This is a genomic window from Acinetobacter sp. ANC 4648 (genome assembly GCF_002135345.1).
Classification (GTDB): Bacteria; Pseudomonadota; Gammaproteobacteria; order Pseudomonadales; family Moraxellaceae; genus Acinetobacter.
Map to the genome: position 1 here is coordinate 214234 of NZ_NEGI01000003.1, position 21256 is coordinate 235489.

At 38.1% G+C, this 21256-nt stretch carries 15 protein-coding genes; 3 read left to right on the plus strand and 12 right to left on the minus strand.

The genetic code is table 11. From position 1 onward, the window contains the following. Position 1: 1 nt before the first annotated feature. From B9T27_RS07120 to B9T27_RS07140, 5 genes are all read right to left on the minus strand, one after another. A complete protein-coding gene (locus tag B9T27_RS07120) occupies positions 2–2641 on the minus strand; it encodes a bifunctional aconitate hydratase 2/2-methylisocitrate dehydratase (RefSeq protein WP_086206152.1) in 2640 nt (879 codons plus the stop codon). Between the two features lie 305 nt (positions 2642–2946). Continuing rightward, positions 2947–3216: a hypothetical protein gene (locus B9T27_RS07125; RefSeq protein WP_086206153.1), complete on the minus strand. Its 270-nt coding sequence runs from the start codon at positions 3214–3216 to the stop codon at positions 2947–2949. Positions 3217–3343: 127 nt separating this feature from the next. Then, positions 3344–3718, minus strand: coding sequence for a hypothetical protein (locus B9T27_RS07130; protein ID WP_086206154.1), 375 nt, complete (start codon positions 3716–3718; stop codon positions 3344–3346). 291 nt (positions 3719–4009) lie between these two features. Then, a complete protein-coding gene (locus B9T27_RS07135) occupies positions 4010–8524 on the minus strand; it encodes a translocation/assembly module TamB domain-containing protein (protein ID WP_086206155.1) in 4515 nt (1504 codons plus the stop codon). Between the two features lie 34 nt (positions 8525–8558). Continuing rightward, the gene (locus B9T27_RS07140) at positions 8559–11321 is read right to left on the minus strand and encodes an autotransporter assembly complex protein TamA (RefSeq protein ID WP_086206156.1); all 2763 of its coding nucleotides are present in this window, start codon (positions 11319–11321) and stop codon (positions 8559–8561) included. A gap of 179 nt (positions 11322–11500) precedes the next feature. Between B9T27_RS07140 and B9T27_RS07145 the strand changes: the two genes are divergently transcribed. From B9T27_RS07145 to B9T27_RS07155, 3 genes are all read left to right on the plus strand, one after another. Further along, positions 11501–12820: an MFS transporter gene (locus B9T27_RS07145; RefSeq protein ID WP_086206157.1), complete on the plus strand. Its 1320-nt coding sequence runs from the start codon at positions 11501–11503 to the stop codon at positions 12818–12820. 1 nt (position 12821) lies between these two features. Then, the gene (coq7, locus tag B9T27_RS07150) at positions 12822–13457 is read left to right on the plus strand and encodes a 2-polyprenyl-3-methyl-6-methoxy-1,4-benzoquinone monooxygenase (protein WP_086206158.1); all 636 of its coding nucleotides are present in this window, start codon (positions 12822–12824) and stop codon (positions 13455–13457) included. A 186-nt stretch (positions 13458–13643) separates the two neighbouring features. Then, a complete protein-coding gene (locus B9T27_RS07155; RefSeq protein ID WP_086206159.1) occupies positions 13644–13829 on the plus strand; it encodes a hypothetical protein in 186 nt (61 codons plus the stop codon). A gap of 290 nt (positions 13830–14119) precedes the next feature. Here the strand turns inward: B9T27_RS07155 and B9T27_RS07160 are convergent, their stop codons facing one another. From B9T27_RS07160 to B9T27_RS07190, 7 genes are all read right to left on the minus strand, one after another. Beyond that, positions 14120–14566 (minus strand): 2-amino-4-hydroxy-6-hydroxymethyldihydropteridine diphosphokinase, encoded by a 447-nt coding sequence (locus B9T27_RS07160; RefSeq protein WP_086206160.1) that lies wholly within the window; start codon positions 14564–14566, stop codon positions 14120–14122. After that, the gene (gene folB / locus B9T27_RS07165; RefSeq protein ID WP_086206161.1) at positions 14523–14903 is read right to left on the minus strand and encodes a dihydroneopterin aldolase; all 381 of its coding nucleotides are present in this window, start codon (positions 14901–14903) and stop codon (positions 14523–14525) included. The genes B9T27_RS07160 and folB overlap by 44 nt, the downstream gene beginning before the upstream one ends. 69 nt (positions 14904–14972) lie before the next feature. After that, on the minus strand, positions 14973–16271 hold the full coding sequence (locus B9T27_RS07170; protein ID WP_086206162.1) for an ABC1 kinase family protein: 1299 nt from the start codon (positions 16269–16271) through the stop codon (positions 14973–14975). A 39-nt stretch (positions 16272–16310) separates the two neighbouring features. Then, positions 16311–17099: a HesA/MoeB/ThiF family protein gene (locus B9T27_RS07175; protein ID WP_086206163.1), complete on the minus strand. Its 789-nt coding sequence runs from the start codon at positions 17097–17099 to the stop codon at positions 16311–16313. Positions 17100–17829: 730 nt separating this feature from the next. Continuing rightward, positions 17830–19476 carry an AMP-binding protein gene (locus B9T27_RS07180; protein WP_086206164.1) on the minus strand — a complete coding sequence of 549 codons (1647 nt, stop codon included), beginning with the start codon at positions 19474–19476 and terminating at the stop codon, positions 17830–17832. Positions 19477–19804: 328 nt separating this feature from the next. Beyond that, positions 19805–20092 (minus strand): acyl-CoA dehydrogenase family protein, encoded by a 288-nt coding sequence (locus B9T27_RS07185; protein WP_416224391.1) that lies wholly within the window; start codon positions 20090–20092, stop codon positions 19805–19807. Between the two features lie 305 nt (positions 20093–20397). Continuing rightward, positions 20398–21168, minus strand: coding sequence for a 3-hydroxyacyl-CoA dehydrogenase (locus tag B9T27_RS07190; RefSeq protein ID WP_086206165.1), 771 nt, complete (start codon positions 21166–21168; stop codon positions 20398–20400). Between the last annotated feature and the right edge of the window lie 88 nt (positions 21169–21256).

Genomic DNA, 21256 nt, shown 5'->3' on the forward strand with positions numbered 1-21256 from the left:
ATTAAGTCAACTGAGCAGCAACAATTTTCTTCGTATCAACATCTTTAGCAGCGTCAGTATAGTCGCCCATTTTGTCGAAGCTTAAGTATTGATAGATATCAGAAGACATGCTGTCAATTTGAGCTGCATATTGTTGGTATTCTTCTGGGCTTGGTAATTTACCAAGTACAGCAGCAACAGATGCAAGTTCAGCAGAAGCTAAGTAAACGTTAGCACCTTGACCTAAACGGTTCGGGAAGTTACGTGTAGAAGTCGAAACACAAGTTGTGTTCGGCGCTACACGTGCTTGGTTACCCATACACAATGAACAACCTGGCATTTCAGTACGCGCGCCAGCTTTACCATAAATGTTATAGAAGCCTTCTTCCATCAATTGACGTTCGTCCATACGCGTAGGCGGAGCAATCCACAAACGAGTTGACAATACGCCACCAGGAACTTTCTCTAACAACTTACCAGTTGCGCGGAAGTGACCAATGTTTGTCATACATGAACCAACAAATACTTCATCAATTTTCACGCCTTGAACATCAGAAAGAAGTTTCGCGTCATCTGGATCGTTCGGGCAGCAAAGAACAGGTTCTTTAATGTCAGCAAGATCAATTTCATACACTTTCGTGTATTCAGCATCAGCATCAGCTTTAAGAAGTGATGGATTTGCTAACCATTTTTCCATGTTTTCTACACGGCGCGCCATAGTACGAGCATCGCCATAACCTTCAGAAATCATCCATTTCAACATAGTAATGTTTGATTTCAGGTATTCAGCAACTTTCTCTTCAGAAAGTGTAATCGAACAACCTGCAGCTGAACGCTCAGCAGAAGCATCAGAAAGTTCGAATGCTTGCTCTACAGTTAGGTCAGTTTCCATTTCTGTAAGGTCAATCTCAAGGATACGACCAGAGAAAATGTTTTTCTTACCTTTCTTCTCTACAGTTAAATCACCTGCTTGAATCGCGTAGTAAGGAATAGCATGTACAAGGTCACGTAGTGTGATACCAGGTTGCATTTTACCTTTAAACTTAACAAGGATTGATTCAGGCATATCAAGTGGCATAACGCCAGTGGCAGCAGCAAATGCTACAAGACCAGAACCCGCAGGGAAAGAAATACCAATTGGGAAACGAGTATGTGAGTCACCACCAGTACCAACAGTATCAGGAAGAAGCATACGGTTTAACCAAGAGTGAATAATACCGTCACCTGGGCGTAAAGACACACCACCACGGTTCATGATGAAATCAGGAAGCGAATGTTGCATTTGAACGTCAACTGGTTTTGGATATGCAGCTGTATGACAGAAAGATTGCATCACAAGATCAGCAGAGAAACCTAAGCAAGCCAAGTCTTTCAATTCGTCACGCGTCATTGGACCAGTTGTATCTTGCGAGCCCACAGTCGTCATCTTAGGTTCACAGTAAGTTCCTGGAAGTACACCTTGACCTTCAGGAAGACCACAAGCGCGACCAACCATTTTCTGTGCTTGAGTAAAACCTTTGCCTGTTGCAGCAGGCTGAACAGGAACACGGAACAATGTAGAAACTGGAAGACCTAAAGCTTCACGCGCTTTAGTGGTCAAACCACGACCAACGATTAAGTTGATACGACCACCCGCACGAACTTCGTCAAGAAGTACAGGCGTTTTCAATTCAGATTCAGCGATCACAGCACCATCTTTCAATGCCGTTACTTTTGCAGCAGCATGATCAATTTTAAGAACGATTTCGTCGCCCATGTTCATGTTTGCAACATCAATTTCTACAGGTAATGCACCAGCATCTTCCATAGTATTGAAGAAAATCGGCGCGATTTTAGAACCTAAGCAGTAACCACCGTCTTTTTTGTTCGGGATGTGAGCAATGTCATCACCAAAGAACCAAAGCACAGAGTTCGTTGCAGATTTACGGCTTGAACCAGTACCAACAACGTCACCTACGTAAGCAACTTGGTTGCCTTTCGCAATCAGTTCTTTAATTTGCTTGAGTGGACCAACTTCACCAGGAACTTCTGGGTTAATACCATCACGTACGTTTTTCAACATCGCATTGGCATGTAATGGAATGTCTGGACGGCTCCATGCATCTTGCGCAGGTGACAAATCGTCTGTATTGGTTTCGCCAGTGACTTTGAAAACTGTAAGTTTGATTTCAGTCGGAACATCTTTACGGCTAGTGAACCATTCAGCATCAGCCCAAGATTGCATTACTGCTTGTGCATTGGCATTGCCCGCTTTTGCTTTATCAGCAACGTCATGGAATGCATCAAATACAAGTAATGTTTTTTTCAATGCCTCTGCTGCTAAACCAGAAAGTGCAGCATCATCAAGTAAGCTTACTAAAGGTGCAACGTTATAACCACCAAGCATTGTACCAAGTAAGTAAACCGCACGTTCTTTTGAGATTAATGGTGAAGTCGCTTCACCTTTTGTAACAGCAGCAAGGAATGCAGCTTTAACATAAGCAGCTTGGTCAACGCCAGCAGGAACACGATTTTCAAGCAAGTCAACTAGGAATGCTTCCTCACCAGCCGGTGGATTTTTTAATAATTCAACCAAGTCAGCAGTTTGAATATCATCAAGTGGCTTCGGTGGGATTCCGAGTGCGGCACGTTCAGCAACGTGTTGGCGGTAAGCTTCTAGCACAGTGTTATTCCTCTTTTTTAAAAAATCACTTGTAAATTCCAGCTCGTAAAAAGCTTTACAAGTAATATGGACTATCAAATTTTACTAAAAATCGGGGCAAAAGTTAATGCAAGTAGCGTGTTTATTCGTGATGGCCGTTATTTTATAAATAAATAGTAGGAAGATATAGCCACTATCAACTCAAAATATAACCTTTAATCACTATTTAAATGTAGACCAGTCCAATTGCATTACTTTTGACTCGTTGATTACCATAAAAAAGGCAACTGATGTTGCCCCTGATCTGATCTTATGTACATTCCACCTTAGTGGACTGCCGTATGCAGTTGATATTGTTTAAACTGCTCACGGCAGCCTTCAAATTTCATTTGAATTTCATCTACATGCAGCATAGCATGTTCTGCACAGGCAAATGATATTTGTACTTGATATAGCTGAGTCTGTTCATCAATCATTTTTTGAATGACGACTTTGTCACCTAAACTCAACACATAATGACTCCCACCAATCACAGCAACACCTTGCTCATCTTCTAAGAGCAAATCAGCATTATGTAAATATGCGACTACATTCATTTTCGGCTCCTTTTCATTTTTATTTTCTATATTAATATTTTATATAAGCTTTTCTAATTTTATGCTAATCATTTTTTGTTTCATAAAATATTACCCCCTTAAATTTTTGGGATAAAAAAACCGTTCCTTAGAACGGTTTGTAATCGGGCATTTTTGTTGGATCATGCGGTGTATTTAAACACGTCTCAAAAGCTTCTTGTTTAAATTGAGCTTGAACTGCATCTTTATCCGCTTTGAGTTGCTCTTGCGGAAAGGCATAAATTTTTTCAATTTGTGCTGTGATAAACGCTTTAGTGGTTGGATCAGTCAACTTATTGGCATTCTCTATCGCTTCTTTTTGCGTAATACCATTTTGACGATCTAATGTAATCGAACGTGCCGCATTTCCGATACTGGTACAATAACCTTTCCAAATTTCTTCAGGAGTTGCAGGTTTTTTTTCTGAACAACCTGCCATAACTAAAACGGTGCTAATTGCACCAAAGATCACTAACTTTTTCATTACGCCTCTCCTCATAGCCCATATCATACTAAAACTTTGCCTAAATGGGAGCCTTTCTTATTTATTTTTAATTTAAAATATATATCCTAAAGTACTATTTTTTTCACTCTCCACCTCATAACCAGTTTCAATTTAATGACAGATCAAATACAAATCTAACTTTAGAGCATAGAAATAACCTAACTATTCTCAAATAGGACTAAACAGTACACTCAATCATATTTAACAATTAGATCGAAACAGAAAAGCGCATCAAACGATGCACTTTTGGAACTATTTAGCCTTTTATCCTTAGAATCGCCAATGATAAAAGACGTCAATCGCTTTTTCCAAAGACTGACTGGCTTCCAAATATAAACGCTTATTCATTTGATAACGTAGCGTCAGTTTATTGACTGGGGTAAAGACTCCGACCCCATAACGAATATATAAGTCTGGTGTGATGTAGCCTGTTAAGCTCACTTGAGTATCATCACCAGTTCCTTGAGCATCTAATGCTAAACCACTTAAACCAAAGTTCCGACCAATTTGATTCGTAAATGCACGTGTTCCACCTAAGCCCAGACTAATTCCCGCAGCAGCAATGGTGTTATTCACGTCAGACTTGAACCCTTCAGTATTATTTAAGCCACTAGAACCTTCATTAATACGTCCCGTCAGTAACGCATTCATGGCTTCTTGTTCAGACAACCCTGCATCATTATACACTTGAATATTTGGACTTGTTGCCGTTCCTAATACACGAACCCCAACAATACTTCCCGAAATACTCTTATTCACATCCACATCTAACGTTGGATTGGCTAATGGTCCATTAAAGCGTGCAATCGCACGATTTAAATCCAAGGTCTGACCATATGCTTCAATGGTCACTTTTTGACTTACCCCAATCGCACCATTAGCACGCATAGCCGTTTCTAAGCCACGTTGTGACAAATAGACACGACCCACCAGTGGAATACGACTATTGAATCCTTGGAACACCACCTGATTACCGAGGCTGACATCAACATCCGCACGAATATCCCACGGTTTCGCTGCTTTAAGAATAGCCAGTTGATCATCACCTTCATGCACAACACGTACATCTGGAGAAACATTGATGACAGAAGCACTTGCTTCTGGCATTGATATCAGTGCTCGAGGTACGACCACCTTACCTTTTACAATAATTTTTTTATTCACAGGCAAAATATCAACAGCAACATCGGTATTAACAAGAGCCGTAAGTAAAGGTACTTGACGCACTAATAACTTATCACCCGTTAAATTCAATTGGATTCTTGGATCATCTTTCCAATCAATATTACCCTTTAAGACACCCACACCTTGCCCGCTATTAAATGCACCATTTAGCGTGGCATGATTTTGCTGAATAGATGAGTAAATTTGGATATTGGTTAAGTCTACAGGCAATGAAATCATGCTGATCGCACCATTTTTCAAGCGCATTTCACCATTAAATAAGGGCTGTGTTAGAGTGCCACTGATTTTACCTGCGAGAGCTAACGAACCATTCATTTTTCGGACATCAGCAATAAATGGCTTTAAAATTTTGAGCTGCACCTCATTAAAAGCAACCTCACCACGCATGGGTTTACTTGCAACATATGGATTAATAAACACATTTGCATAGCCTGTCCCAATATTGGGCGCTTTTAAATCTGTGCGTAACAGCAATCCATCTTTTACGCTTTTCACAATAATACTGGCTTCATCATAGTGCATCGTAGATGCAAGATCTTCTGGAACGGCCGCGGCCAAACCAATTTCACCATTACGGGTAACCAGTCGTGCATCTAATTTAGGTTGTGTGCCTTGTGCCCAAGATGCCTTAGCGTAGCCATTTAATTTACCTGTCATCGCCAAGCCTTCTGGCATAAAGGCTGAAAAGTCATTTAAATCTAAGTTTTTCGTTAAGAATGAAACATTACCTCTACTACTGTTGACACGAATAGGCTGATCAAAACAGAGTTGACTTTGTTGACTAGACCAACAATGCTGCCCCACATATAATTCAGACTTTGCTGCAGTAAAAATGACAGGTGCATTTTGATCTTGTAATAAATGCATTCGAATAGAATCAAATTCACCTTTTTGAATTTGCCCTAACCAATCACTTTGGCCATTAAATCCACCCACCAATTGCACATAAAATTTTGAATAATAATTCCAACCTTGCAACTGTAATAAATGTGCTTTACGTGTACCGGAGAGTGTTGCTGCCGCATGTTGAATTTCACGCCCGCCACTACGTAAGGTTTCTAACTGTGCCACCATTTTGGCGGGTATCGTTTCTGATGTTGGTAACTCGCCTTTAAGGCTAATTTTTTTGATGCTAAACGCATCATTAAAACCAAAATCATCTAGCATTAAATTGGCTGTCGCACTTAAGCGAGGCTGTGCTTGTAGATTTAAGTAGCCATAAGCTTTACCACGTAATCCTGGATAAAGTTCATAAAGTGCAGGTGCATTCAAATTTAATTTAAGATTTTGTGCATTACCTGTCGCTTGCAATTGGTTATTGGCATAAGACAAAAATAGATTATTCGCCTCAAACTGTTGTGGTAATAAACCTTTTTGATCGGCATTTAAAACAACGGCTAAATTACCACGCCCACGTAGTGGTTTATTATTAATCATTCCAGCTAAATTGAGCCGTTGGATATTAATCCGTTTGAGTTTTTCACTCCAAGTCCCTTGGGTTTTCAGATTACCTGAAAGCTCACCACGAATAGAAGACACAAAATAATATGGTTTAAAATGCACTAAAGATGCATTAATGTCCCAAATAATAGCTTGATTTAAATAAACAGAACCACTGGCCAAAACTTGACCAGCCACACCATTATGCTTTAACTCATAAATCTTAATCAGTTCTGGTGTACCCGCCACTTTAAATTTTAATAAACCGTTGCCTTGCTGCATCTGTGTTGCATTTAATGCACCATCATATTGAACACCAAAACTCTTAAAACCTCCGCCAGATTTTTCATCTTTAAAAAATACAGCAACCGTACTTTTACCCGTTAATTTTACTGTTTCTGGATTGACTTGATTCGCAATACGCCCCGTTAAATCAATCGAAGCCAATTGAATAATGTGTTCATTGGTCCGTGCAAAACCATTAGCATTAATTTGTCCACTCAATAAATTGATCGGGGCAGTTGCAACAACAGTTTGAGGGTTAAAATCTTTTGCAGTTAATAAAGCCTTCCATTTAAGCTGACGTTTTGCATCGGGTAATTGCAACTGTGCACTCCCAGTCAAACTGCCTTTTTCCGCCAAATAACTCAATGTCGGTATATTTACATTATTATCTTTTAAATTCAGTTGCGCATTATATTGCCCTGCAGGAAGCATCGCTTGATCATGTTTAGCTATGCTTGTTGTGACTTGTATATTTTGCTGACCTTCAAGCAGTGCAAGTTTAACCTTGCCTGAATCACTACTGAGCCAACCAATATAGGGGACTGCACGATCAATATTTTTCCAGTCAACATCTAAGAGCAATGGCTCTGGTTTTTTAGTTTTTTGCTCAGCTTGATTAAGTTTGAGATTCCATGTTTCAAATTTATCGAAGGCCACATTTGCTATCACTTGCAAGTCTTTTTTCAAGACACCTGTCGATGCAATTTTAGCATCTAAACTCGGTGGTAAAAAATCACGTACTACTTGTGGAATAATTTTATCTTTTGGACTAATTCGATCTAAACGTCCATTTAAATCCCAATGAATATGCTCTTGCCAACTGACTAAACCCGCAATATCGACAGCTCCCCCCATTAACTGACCATTTAACTGATTAATATTCAATTGATGAATTAAGTCGGTATGTGCCTTCGCAGTATATTTACCCTCAGGAATATTTTGACCACTAATATCAGTGTTAACTTCTAAATCTAGCCCTTGTACATTACCAGCAAACTTTGCCACTCCCTGTTTAGACAATAATTTTTGATCCAATAGCAGTGGCCAATGGTAATTTTTAAAGATCAGTGCACCATTCATGGGAACCTGCGGTCGCATCGGATGCACAACTGCCCAACCTGTAAGCAAGTCTGGTGTCTTCGTCGCAACACCCACCCGAATGGTGTCTAATGTCCCGCGAGCACGGATATAAATTTCTTGAATATTAAGACTTTGTAAGGATGGTAAAGACACAATTCCTTTCGCATCAATTGGATATTTCCCTTCAAACTGAATACTACCAGTTGCACCTTTTACCGCAAGGTAGCCCATATCCATTTTAGTGTTTTCAAAGGTCAATGAAGTCCCTGACCATAATGCCTGATTCAATTCAATGTCGTGAAAATCTACAGTCGTCGTATCGACTTGAATCGCTAAATGATCTAGCGTGGCATGATCTATGCGCAAAACAAAAGGCAGTTTAATCTCGCTAAATTTAAACGGTTCATGACTTGATGGAAGTTTCGTAATAATGCGTAAGTTATTAATATCAGCATGACTTAAATGAATTTCTTTATCTAAAATTGCGCGCCAGCCTAATGAAACATCAGCACGGTCAATTTTGATATCCACAGGTTTCAAGCTAACCAAAATATTTTTTAGAATTATACCTTGCAGTAAATTACCACTTTCATACTGATACTGGATCATTTTCTGATGAGACAGCACTCGATCCAGTAAAAATCTACTGCCCTTATCTGTAGAAAACATGATGGCTAAAGCTGCAATTAATACCCCAATAATAACTACAAGACTCAATAACACATTCCGTAGAGTATGGCGTTTTTTTTCTTGCTGTTCAGGTAATGGTTGCATTTGCTGTTCATCTTCAGCCATAACTATTCCAAAGCTCTCTATTTGTTTTTAAGTATTAAAGTTGTGGACCAATGAAAAAGTGCAGTCTAATAGGATGTGCTGGATCTGAAATTCCAGCTGCAACATCCAAACGAATTGAGCCAATCGGAGACTTCCAACGAACCCCTAAACCTAGACTATATTCTGTACCATTTTTAAACTTCTCATCATAAGCATTACCAAAATCTGTAAATACTGCCGCGCGCCAGCCTTCTTTAAATTGATAGTTATATTCCAAAGAGCCAACAGCTAAAGCCTGTCCACCCACTTTATAACCATATTCAACTGGCGATAAACTCTTATAATCAAACCCACGCAAACTCTGATCACCACCTGCAAAAAACCTTAAGTTGTAAGGTACTTTTTCAAAATCTTTGGTAAAAATATAACCTAGGTCAGCACCGACAACAAACTGATAATCATTGTTTTCCCCAAATGAATACAAAGCATTCCAACTGGCATTGGCGATCGCCATATTAGTATCCGACAATAGCGACTCACTGCCAAGTTGAACTTTATAACTTTGTTTAAATCCACGAGTTGGATTCAAACGATTATCACTGCTGGTTTTTGTGGTTTCATAACCGAGTAATAATGATTGTTGTTGTGGTTGTGCTCCAGGTATTAAAAACGCATCTGGAATATTGCTGATATCCGTAATTCCTTGCTGAGTAATACGATCTAGACGATAGCGGACACCAATAATATGCTGCCACTCTTTACGTGAACCTTTAATGATCCGATCTACACCTGCAACTGCTGATTCAATCACTAGACTTAAGTCATTGCCGACAGCATCTCGTTCTTCACGCTCATAACCACCAACAACACTAATATAATCATTCAATGGATGTGTATAAGGAATATTATAGCGACCATCAAAGGATTGACGGATTTGTGACAACTCCATATTAGCATCAAACGAATGCCCCAGATGGTTAACAATGGCACGTCGATATTGGCTGCGCAAACGCACCCCTGTATCCGTACCATAACCAATACCCGCTTCTAAATTATTTAATTGATCTGCATTTAAAGTCACAATTACTGGAATTTTTTTATCGGCACGAGCTTGGTCTTTTAATAAATCCTCTTCAGATTCTTTGCTTTGTTGCTGCACACTCATTTGACGTAGGTTTGGATTACTTTCAGCCGGATTAGTTCCTGCAAATTGTTTTTCATCCACAACGTTCTGGGTCACTTCTTGAGCTGAATCTATGGTTTTTTTCACTTCAGTTTGATTAGAAAATGCGGCTTCATCTATTTTTTGTTGATCAACCAACTTTTGTACATCAGGTGGTAGCTCCAAGGGCTTTTGAATAGGATCGGGTTTTACGGCATCAACTAACGTATAATTAAAATAACGTGAGTTGGTTAAGTTATTGGCTAAACCATTCACACGCCAAGCCGTATAATCCGCCCCATCTTCCCAAGTGACCAATGTTTTTAATATTTTTAAATCAATTGGTAATGGCTTAGTCGGATCACTCATTTTAAATTCGACTTCACCCAACTTATAACGTTCACCAGTTTCATATTTTAAATTTATAAAAGCTTTATTCTGTGGCTGTTCAATTTTGACATCATGCAAACGCCAGTAACTATCAAAAAATCCATTATTTGTCGCAGCATCTGCTATTTTTGTTTTGGTCTTTTCATATAAACCTTGATTTAAAATATCTCCAACATCTAACTCAGGCAGTACACGAATCACTTGAAATTGCGCTAAGTTTTTTCCAGCACCCGTAAATTCAATATTTTGCTCTTGAACAATGACTGGATCATTGGGTGTAACACTGACTTTGACTTTTTCAGGAGTCAACTTTTCAAATTTAAACTGTGCATTGTAGTAGCCCACTGCATGTGCAGCTTGATTGGTGAGCGTACGTAACTGAGGGACTGCTGAATTAAAATCTGAGAACGATTCTGTGCTAAAGCTTGATAGTTGCGCCTTAATATTATTGGCCAAAGGCCCTGGGGCCCCTTCTACAACGGCACTAATACGGGGTACTGCCACCAGATTATCTTGTGGTGGACGTACTTTATGTAATAAGCGTTTAAAGAAATTGGATTCGACTTTATCTTGATTGGCTGGCTCGAATACAGAGTCAGCAAGCGTCTTGCCAGATTCATTGGCTTCAACCACAATCCGACTATCAGCTTTAATACTATTCATCAACTGATCGACATTTACAGGTGCTTGACTAATTTCCGTGAGTTCTTGATAAGTCGCATCTGTAACTGTTTTTTCTGGAGTAATCGCGACATTATTTCTGAACTTGATCGCTTCATTCTTAGCGGCTTCAGCCTCTTGGTAAATCTCATTGACTAAAGATGAGTCCACAGGTGTGATCGATGAACTCGCTAAATCATCAAATTGAATGGGTTTAAAATCTGGAATTTCACTTGGATTTTTTTCTTGTTGTTGTAACATCACTGCACTATCAAAAGAATTCTGCTGCTGAATACTTTTATTATTTTTCTCTAAGCCAGCCAGTTGCTCATGCGACAAATCTTGTTGATTTAAATTATCTAGCTGCTGTTTTTGGGTAACCTTGGAAACAGCATCCGCGACAATTTGATCGGATAAATTCGACGTACTTTGGATCGGCCCTGCGATACTAGAAGGCAGAGTACTTTGTTCTGCAAAAGCAGAAGGTGTAGCAAATACGCTTAAAAAAATACTTGCACACAACAATTTATTGATATCATTCGTGTTCAACATGCTCTGCAAACAATGAGCAAGCATGGATTTTTTAAATTTAATTTTTGCTGGCATACCAAGCTCTAAAATCTCATTATTTAATTGATGTAAAAAATTGCTATCTAAAGTGCTACATTACATCTAAATAACGTGTTTTTTCACATTTTTTTTGGCTAAAAACATCATACATGATTTTGCGATACAGTTAACAATTCGTCACATTTCTTAATAAAACTTAGTGAAGACATTCAACAATGGAAAAAAATGAGCATATATTAGGTACACGTCGTTTTTTACCGATGTTCCTCACCCAATTTTTTGGGGCCTTAAATGATAATGTCTTTAAACAATCCTTGTTACTGGTCATTACTTATGGCTGGATTCAGCAACAATCGGCTCATATCAGTACTCTAAACAACCTTGCTGCACTCTTATTTATTTTACCTTATTTTATTTTCTCTGCGACCGCAGGACAGATTGCAGATAAATATGAACGTTCATTTTTAGTCCGAAATATTAAAATATTAGAAATAATCATCATGCTGATTGCTTCAGTTGGATTTTTATTGGGTAATTTGTGGATTCTGTTATTCGCGCTCTTTCTAATGGGGACTCACAGTACTTTCTTTGGCCCAATTAAATACGCAATTTTGCCCGATATTTTAAAACCGAATGAGCTGATGTCTGGCAATGCTTTATTCCAGTCGGGAACCTCTATAGCCATCTTAATTGGGATGATTTTAGGCGGCGCGGTTATCTCAAGCTCACAAGGCAATTTAATTTGGATTAGTTTAACCGTAACCCTGATTGCTGTGATTGGCTATATCTGTAGTCGTTTTATTTTAAAGCAACCAACCACAAATTTAGACTTAGTCATTGATTGGAATTTTTTCCGTACCAGTTCTGAAACGATTCAATACGCAAAAAGTTTACCGCTTATTTTTTTAATATTATTAGGGAACTCGTGGTATTGGTTTTATGGGGCAACGTATCTCACGCAAATTCCACAACTGACACAGCAAAACTTACATGCCAATGAAAATGTCGTGAGTTTATTACTGACCTTTTTTTCGGTCGGCATTGGGGTTGGATCATTACTCTGCCGAAAAATTGGTGGCGCGGCGGTGAATATCAAAATGGTTCCGATTGGCGCAATTGGATTAACTGTTTTTGCACTTTATTTAGCTGCCAGTTTAGCCTTTATTCCGATGCGCACTGGTGACCTCATTGGCATCAGTGAGATGTTTAATCTCGGAATAGCCTATTATCACGTGATGCTTGCTATAACCCTATTGGGAATTAGTGGTGGTTTTTATATCGTACCACTTTATGCGATGATGCAAGCTTATGCACCGAAATCGCACCGTGCCCGTGTCGTGGCAGCCAATAATATTTTTAATGCTATTTTCATGGTCTGTTCTGCAGTTTTCTCTATAATCATCCTAAGTATATTCAAGATTGATATTAAAATACTGTTCTGTATTACTGCAATCTTCAGTGCAATTTTCAGTATCTGGCTACTCCTACGACTTCAACCGTTGGCAGCCTCTACCCCTATTTTTTTGGAGGACTAAAATGCGTCAATACACTGGCATAGACAAACTGATCAACTCATTTGATCAAGCCTTAAGAAGCCTGGTTCCCGGTGTGACTTCTGCACAAAGAGCAAACCCTTCAAATGATGTAGAAACTAAATTAGGTGTGAGTGAAGCACGTCATGTTGCGGGCTTAATGCGTGTTAATCATAGTGGTGAAGTTTGTGCTCAAGCGCTTTATCATGGTCAAGCTTTAACAGCGAAACTCCCCAATGTGCGTCGTGAAATGGAATTTGCCGCAATTGAGGAGCAAGACCATCTAGCATGGTGTGAAGATCGTTTAAAAGAATTGGATAGTCATACCAGTTTATTCAACCCTGTTTGGTATGGACTGTCTTTTGGTATGGGTGCAATTGCTGGACTTGCAGGTGACAAATATAGTTTAGGCTTTGTAGCCGAAACTGAACGCCAAGTCAGTATGCATCTGCAACACCACATTAGTCAGTTACCTGCACAAGATGAACGTTCACGTAAAATCTTGGTTCAAATGAATGAAGATGAATTACATCATCGTGATACCGCTTTAAATGCTGGGGGTGTCGACCTACCCATTCCAGTTAAAATTACCATGACAGCTATTTCTAAGTTAATGACCAAAACCAGTTATTTTATTTGATTGATTTTAATATTTTTGTGATTACAAATAACATAATAAGTCCACTTCTTAGTGGACTTATTATTATCAGTAAATTTTATAGAATCGACTTAGCACTGTTATCTTCCCCGATCATTTTGGTGATTAATCATAATCTTGCTATAATGCTGCAATCGAAATAAATTATGTAATTTTGGAAAGACTAGCATGAACCCAAAAGTTACTGAGAAAAAACCCTTACCATGGTTGCTCATGGGATTAGGACTTTTAGTTCCTGTTTTTATTATTGTCATGGCCTTTTTTGCAGCGAAAAGTGATGCTGAGACTAAAAAGAAATACCAACAACAACATGCAGAAATTGCGAAAAAGCACGCTCAAATGACAAAAAACTAATAACGCAATATCTCTTTTATAACCTTAGTCAATTCAAGATGTCTAGTTCTGGATCTAGGTATTCAATATTAAATACCTTTAATTTTTAAAGATGAGCTGACTGTATACTTCTTTGCAAAAATTGAATGTGATGAAATTAGAAATATATTCTTAAACACTGCTAATTAATTAGCTAACTTTTAAATATTTGAAAAATTTTATATTCTAGCATTAATAATGCAGCTAAAAATAATTTAGATTGTTGTTAAAGTTATAAGGGTTAGTCACATTTTAAAAATATTCTTCTCACTTTATCCAACTCTTGCATCACAACTTACAATAGGAAACTGATGTTCCACGTGACCAAATTTTGGATCTTTCCAGATGTCTAGCATTGGAATTTTCACATCTAATGCTAAAGGGATTTTCTTCGGATTAAATTGCATCTTGGCTAGATCTGATCCCCATGCAATTAAATCGGCATCTAAAGTGATTTGATGCGAAGGACGCACCCGACCTGAATCAGCTTCCATTTGCTTCAGTAAAGTCATTATCTCATTGACAGTCAAATGACTTTTGAGCAAACAAGCAGAATTCCAATAGTCTGTACCGACACCATCCCGACAAGGGATCAAATAAATATGAGAAAATATCACATCACCCAAAGTAGAAATTTGTGCAATAGCCGTCTGGAAATTTTGTTTAGGGTGGCAATTACTCGCTAATGCTAGGGCGAATATCGTTTCGGTGGCGTTCAAGACGAATTCCTACAGAATTTGCTTGCGCGATAATGGCAGGCTTACGGATAGTGATCTTAATCGAATCTATAGCTGGGAAGGTAGTAAAAAGTGCACTTAACACCAATTTAGCCGCATGTTCGATCAATTTCGGAGCTGCTATCTGAATGACTTTAGCTGAAATTTCACAAATTTCTGCATAATTTAATGTATCTTGTAATTCATCTGAATTAGATGCTTGCTCTAAATTAGTATAAATAGTCATATCTAACATTAAAGGTTGAATAATTTGACGTTCCCAATTGAAACAGCCAACCACCGTATCGACCTTTAGACCTTCAATAACAATTGCATCCATAGCAAACCTTTTATTCATTTCTAACTCAATCACCTCTCCAGATAAAGAGAGATGATCAGTGATTTAAAATTAATTTTTTAACAATATCTGTGGATCAATATTCTGCACCATTTGTAATCTTTGGTCTGCGTAAATATCGGTATATGGTGCAAGAATGCGCATAAAGCGATCAAAGTACAACATTTGCTTAAATAACAAGGCAAAATCACGTGGGAATTTGATGCCATGACGTTCACCTACACCCACCATATCCATCATGATATCGTTTAAATCAGCAGGATTCGAACTGAGTATTTGCTGTGGGTCTGCCATCAACACGCCACTAAACAAACGCTCTAAATCGGCTGCTAAAACATCAGTATCAATATGTTTACTGGTCATACCCATATTCAACATATTTTTTGCCATTGCTGGATAATCCGTCCGTTGCAATGCATCCATAAAGGCCATACATGCTGTCCAAACTTCCGGCTTTAATTGACCGACAATACCAAAATCGATGAATCCAATTCGGCCATCCTCAAGTAACATCAGATTACCTGCATGTAAGTCAGCATGAAAACTTTTGCACATCATTAAACTACCAAACCAAGTATTCATTGCTGTAACGAGCACTTGGGATGGATCTTTTGCAACCCTTTTCACGACTTCAAAATCGGTTAAAGGTACGCCATATAGACGTTGCATGGTCAGTACACGGCGAGTTGAATATTGATGATAGACTTTTGGAGCAGTTGCAGCTTGATTTTGAGTAACATTCAAATAATTAACAAAATCATCTATATTTTGTGCTTCTTCAATAAAATCGACTTCACGTACCATTCGCGTTTTAATTTCATCAACAATATCTGCCAGCGAAGCAAACTTCACTTTCGGTACCGCTTTTTCTAAAATTTTAGTCGCCCAATGCAGTACATTTAAGTCAGTATAGAGAATAGTTTCTACACCTGGCTTTTGCACTTTAATCACAACATCTTCACCACTGACCAATTTGGCAGCGTGAACTTGTGCAATAGACGCAGATGCCAATGGCTTTTCTTCAATTGATGCAAAAATTTCGTCTAAATTTCGGCCTGCAAATTCAGATGCTAAAACACCTTGTACATAACTAAAAGGTAATGATGGGGTTTGATCCAAACAGCCCTGAAATTCTTCCACATATTCACGTGGAAATAGCGATGGCGTACTGGCAATAAATTGACCCAGTTTAATATAGGTAGAACCCAATGATTCAAACGTTTCACGCATCAATTTTGCGTTACTAGGTTTTTCAGTAGCATATTTAATGCCTGCTCTTGCTGCGATTACCGCAGTTTCCCCAACTCGGGCAACTGAGCGCAGTCCATCTAACCAGATATTGTTTTTCATAATGTCTAAGTAGAATTAAATTAGTCTGAGTGTAACAAATTAATGTGTATTTGCAGAATGGCTTGCCTGACAGTTTGAGCAATCTCTCTCTTTTTCAAATGCCAAAATACGTTGTTGCATCGTCAAACCATCCCATAGCAGCAGCTTTTGCTTAAGTGGTGTTTTGGCGAGACCTAAAAATAATAAAGCATGATGAGCCTGCAAACTTGCCATCACATTTGGCGTCGTTGCGAGTACACCTGAATCTGCACAACGCCAGTTTTCACTGGCATGCTCTACTTTTGGAAATAAACATTCATAACAAGCTGACTCGCCTTCAACCATAAACAATTGACCATGAAAACCAATTGCTGAGGCACTGATTAAAGGAATATTAAACTGGGTACAAATTTGATTGACCAAATAACGAGTCGTAAAATTATCACAACCATCTAAAACCAAATCTTGCGATATAATCAGGTGTTGAGCGTTGCTTTCATCTAGTTTAGCTGTATAGCTTTCTATGCGGATATGCGGATTGATCTGATACAAACGTTTGGCCAAAACTTCAGCTTTATAAAATCCAATATCCTGCTCGGTATATGCAATTTGACGTTGTAAATTACTCATTTCAATAGTGTCTGCATCAATGAGTGTAATTTTTCCCACTCCTGCGCGTGCAAGTAATTCTGCGGTAGTACAGCCAATACCCCCGCAGCCCACAATCAATACATTCGTAAGTTTTAGTTTTTCTTGTGCATCTAAATCCCAGCCATCAAGGAGAATCTGCCGTGAATAAAGGTGCAATTCAGATTCCGTGAGCTCTAAATCTATTTCTATTGAATCCATCACTAGCTATCCTACTGAAAAGATGAATAAATATGCGTTGATAAATTATAAATTAAATGAACCAAGTCTTCAGTGAATGTTTTGCAATTTAATCACATCCATAGATCACACTATTTCTCAGCCAAACTTATATTTTTATGTAAATCCATCCACATATTACTTTATTTCAAATTTGGCATTTTTATTGCCCGCCATCAAATATATATCAAAATCTTTGTGGTATAAGCTCTTGAACAGCATAAACATGATGACTATTCAATGCTGATAATTTTGAGTACTCCAACCATTAACTGCTTTAACTATTGAGTTAAATTATTGAAATTTGACAATATTATTATTCTATATATCATGGTTATTATATTCAGTGAATTCATAGCAAATATTGCCCCCACTCAATATCAATCTAAATAACACCACCTCATATCCAACTATAGCGATTCGCGATGTTTTTAATATTGGATAGAGAAACGGTGAGTTTCATCGTGAGATGTCTGCTTCGTTTGGAGTTTTAATAATGATATTCAAAACTGTAAAACAATTGTTTTGTAAACATGACTTTATCAAATATGAAACTCAGCACCTATTTGTTGCTGAGTGCTTAAAATGTGGTCTTACCTTTCCCCATTAAAGTTTTACGAAAACCGTCTTAAAAACGGTTTTCAACATTTGGATAAAAGCACTCTTTCAGGTGCAAAACATAGAATAGAACTATTTCAATTTTTTAAATTACTCAACCTACTTTTTCAACTTCTAGCATTTTCGCAATTTCTTGTTGTTTAAGTAAATTACGCTGAATCTTACCGCTTGAAGTCTTAGGTAGCATTTCTACAAACTCAATTTCTTTTGGATAAGCATGCTTCGATAATCGGGAACGTACATACTCCTTTAATTTCGTATTTAATTCCGCAGTGGCTAGAACTTGAGGTTTTAATACCACAAAGGCTTTTACAATTTCTGTTCGTTCAGGATCAGGCTTACCCACGACCGCAGACTCAAGTACTTCGGCACATTCGAGTAAAGTACTTTCAACATCAAAAGGTCCTACGCGATAGCCTGACGTTGTAATGACATCATCAGCACGTCCAACAAAATCTACACCACCTAATTCATTTAATTTGACGGTATCACCCGTTAAATAATAATGACCGACAAATGATTTACGATTATTCCCACCATAGCCTTTAAACCATGCCAATGCAGATTGTGAAAAATCAATAGCAAGTGTACCAATGCCCCCTATTTCAAGTTCTTCGTTATTTTGATTCAATACCGCAAAACGATGCCCCGGATTTGCATAGCCTGCCGATCCAATTTTAATGGGATGTTGCAATGCATGATGATTACCCACCACCATTCCCAATTCAGTTTGTCCATACTGATCATAAATATTGACATTTAAATCATGATTAAACCAATGAATAACTTCAGGGGTCAATGGCTCACCTGCACTACTCACGACACGTAAATGTGCTTTAATCGAGGCATCAAACTTTTCTTTAAAGCCAAACAACATTCGGAAAGCAGTCGGAGATCCTGTCAAATTATTGACTTGGTATTTTTGAATCACTTGCACAGCATTCTCTACACTAAATGCAGCTTCATTCAAAATAATACTATGACCTAAACTTAATGGCCCAGTAATTCCGTAGTACAAACCATATGCCCAACCCGGATCTGCTAAATTCCAAAATGAATCTTCAGGACGTAAATCCACTGCATGGCGCATATATTCTTTAAATGCTAAAACAGCTTTTAAAGGCACAGGCACAGATTTAGCTAAACCTGTTGTTCCTGAAGTAAACATCATCAAAAAATCATCTTCAAAACTTTGTATCACAGGATCAAAATCAGCTGATTCAGTTTGCAATACTTGCCAAAAATCTGCATCTTTGTGTTCAGTCGTGTTTTCACTATGAATCGTTAAAATATGTGGAAGCTGAACCTCATTCAATTTTAGACGCTGCTCTTCATTAGTCACGATAAGTTGTGTCTTTGCAGTATCTACGCGATGTTCAATCGCTTTAGATTCAAATGCGGTGAATAACGGTTGATAAATTGCACCAATACGCCATGTGGCAAGAATTGTAATCAGTAATTCGGGAGTCCGTGGCAATAAACCCGCGATGCAATCGCCTGCTTTTAAGCCAATTGTAGTTAAGTAGTTGGCAAGTTTTCCAGAAGTATCAGCCAGTTGTTCAAAACTCCATTGTTCAGCTTCACCATTTTTACCTTCCCAAATCAAGGCTATTTTATTTGCACCTAAATGTCGTCCACAACATTCGACATAAGCATTAATCGCTTGTGGTGTACCAGCCAATTGTTGATGAATTAATGCGTCATAATTAAATTCTTGATAGGCTTGTTCTAGTGTCTTCATAACGGTAATCTCTAATTCTAATGTAGTTATTAACAAAGCGCCTCACTTTGCACATCTATATTCTGTTTTGTTATTGTATTGCTCAACTCAATCATTGAACTGTGTCGATTATTTCTATGTATAGATAATCACGGATAGACCTGAATATCAATTTCCAAAGACCTCATTCACCTTGCAAGTTTTAGAAATGGCTAAGGTATCGATAACGCTGATCTCGAATAGTTTTAGAAATTTGAAAATAGGATGAATACAGTATTCATCCTATTTTTAGAGACGAATTAATAACGTTGGTTTTAAAATTAAACTTTAATGACTTCCCTTGCAATCACTAATCGCTGAATATCCAATACACCTTCATAAATTTGACTGACACGTACATCACGATAAATACGCTCGACTGAAAATCGGGGACATAGCCATAGCAGCCATGAATATGAATGGCATCTGAGCAGACTCTTCCTGCCATTTCAGATGCAAATAATTTCGCCATTGAAGCTTCTTTTAAACACGTTAATCCTGCATCTTTTAAACTTGCGGCATGCAAAAGCAATTGACGTGCCGCTTCTATTTGCGTTGCCATATCTGCCAAACGAAAAGCAACTGCCTGATGTTGCACAATTCCACCCTAAAAGCTTTACGATCATTAAGCATCCCTCTCGTATATATTTAGGTGAGAAATTTCCTATGCGAAAACCTTAGAAATCACATGAATAAAGTATGTACGTTTTAAGAAAATTTGATATGCAGAAAATTTATTCGATGAAGTTTGGTTACTTTCAGCAAAACCAAAGTAACCAAATGATTTATATTGTAATAATATAGAGCAATCAAAATTCACTGCGTATATTTAATATCTTAGATAAACCTTGTTCATTTCTGATCAAAAGATAAAAAATTAGAACAAGTCCTTTACCCAACTTATTATTTAGGTTGCATCCGAATCGCACCATCTAAACGAATCACTTCACCATTTAAATAACTATTTTCACAAATATGTCCAACCAAATGTGCAAACTCTTCTGGCTTGGCCAAACGTGGAGGGAAAGGAACCATCTGCCCTAAAGCATCTTGAACATTTTGTGGCAACGCTTTCAGCATTGGTGTTTCCATAATACCCGGCGCAATGGTCATCACACGAATATGCTCTCTTGCTAACTCACGCGCTAGGGGTAAAGTCATTGCAACTACAGCACCTTTTGAAGCAGCATAAGCCGTTTGACCAATCTGACCATCAAAAGCGGCTACTGAAGCGGTATTAACAATCACACCACGCTCCTCTTCACCTGCTTTTAATTCATATCGAGACATTAAGTCTGCTGCAAACCGCAACATATTAAATGTTCCCGTTACATTAATATTTAATACTTTTTGGAATGCATCTAATGCATGAATCCCATTTTTCCCCAATACTTTTGCCGATGGGCCAATACCAGCACAGTTAATTAAACCATTGAGCTGTCCATATTCTTGTTCTACATCTTTAAAAAACTGCTGAACACTAATTTCATCAGTCACGTCAAGTGCTACAAATTTAGCATTATCACCAAGTTGACTTTGCATTTCTTGTCCAAGTGCTTGGTTCATATCAACCATAATTACTTTTGCACCTTTGTCCACTAAATAAGTAGCTGTAGCTGCACCCAAACCAGATGCACCACCCGTTACGACAAATACTTTTCCAGTAATATTCATGTTGTTTCCCTATTTTTTATTTAATGACAACTCGACTTAAGATGCAGATTAAACACAGTCAAGCTTGAGTACAATTTCCAAAAGTTGC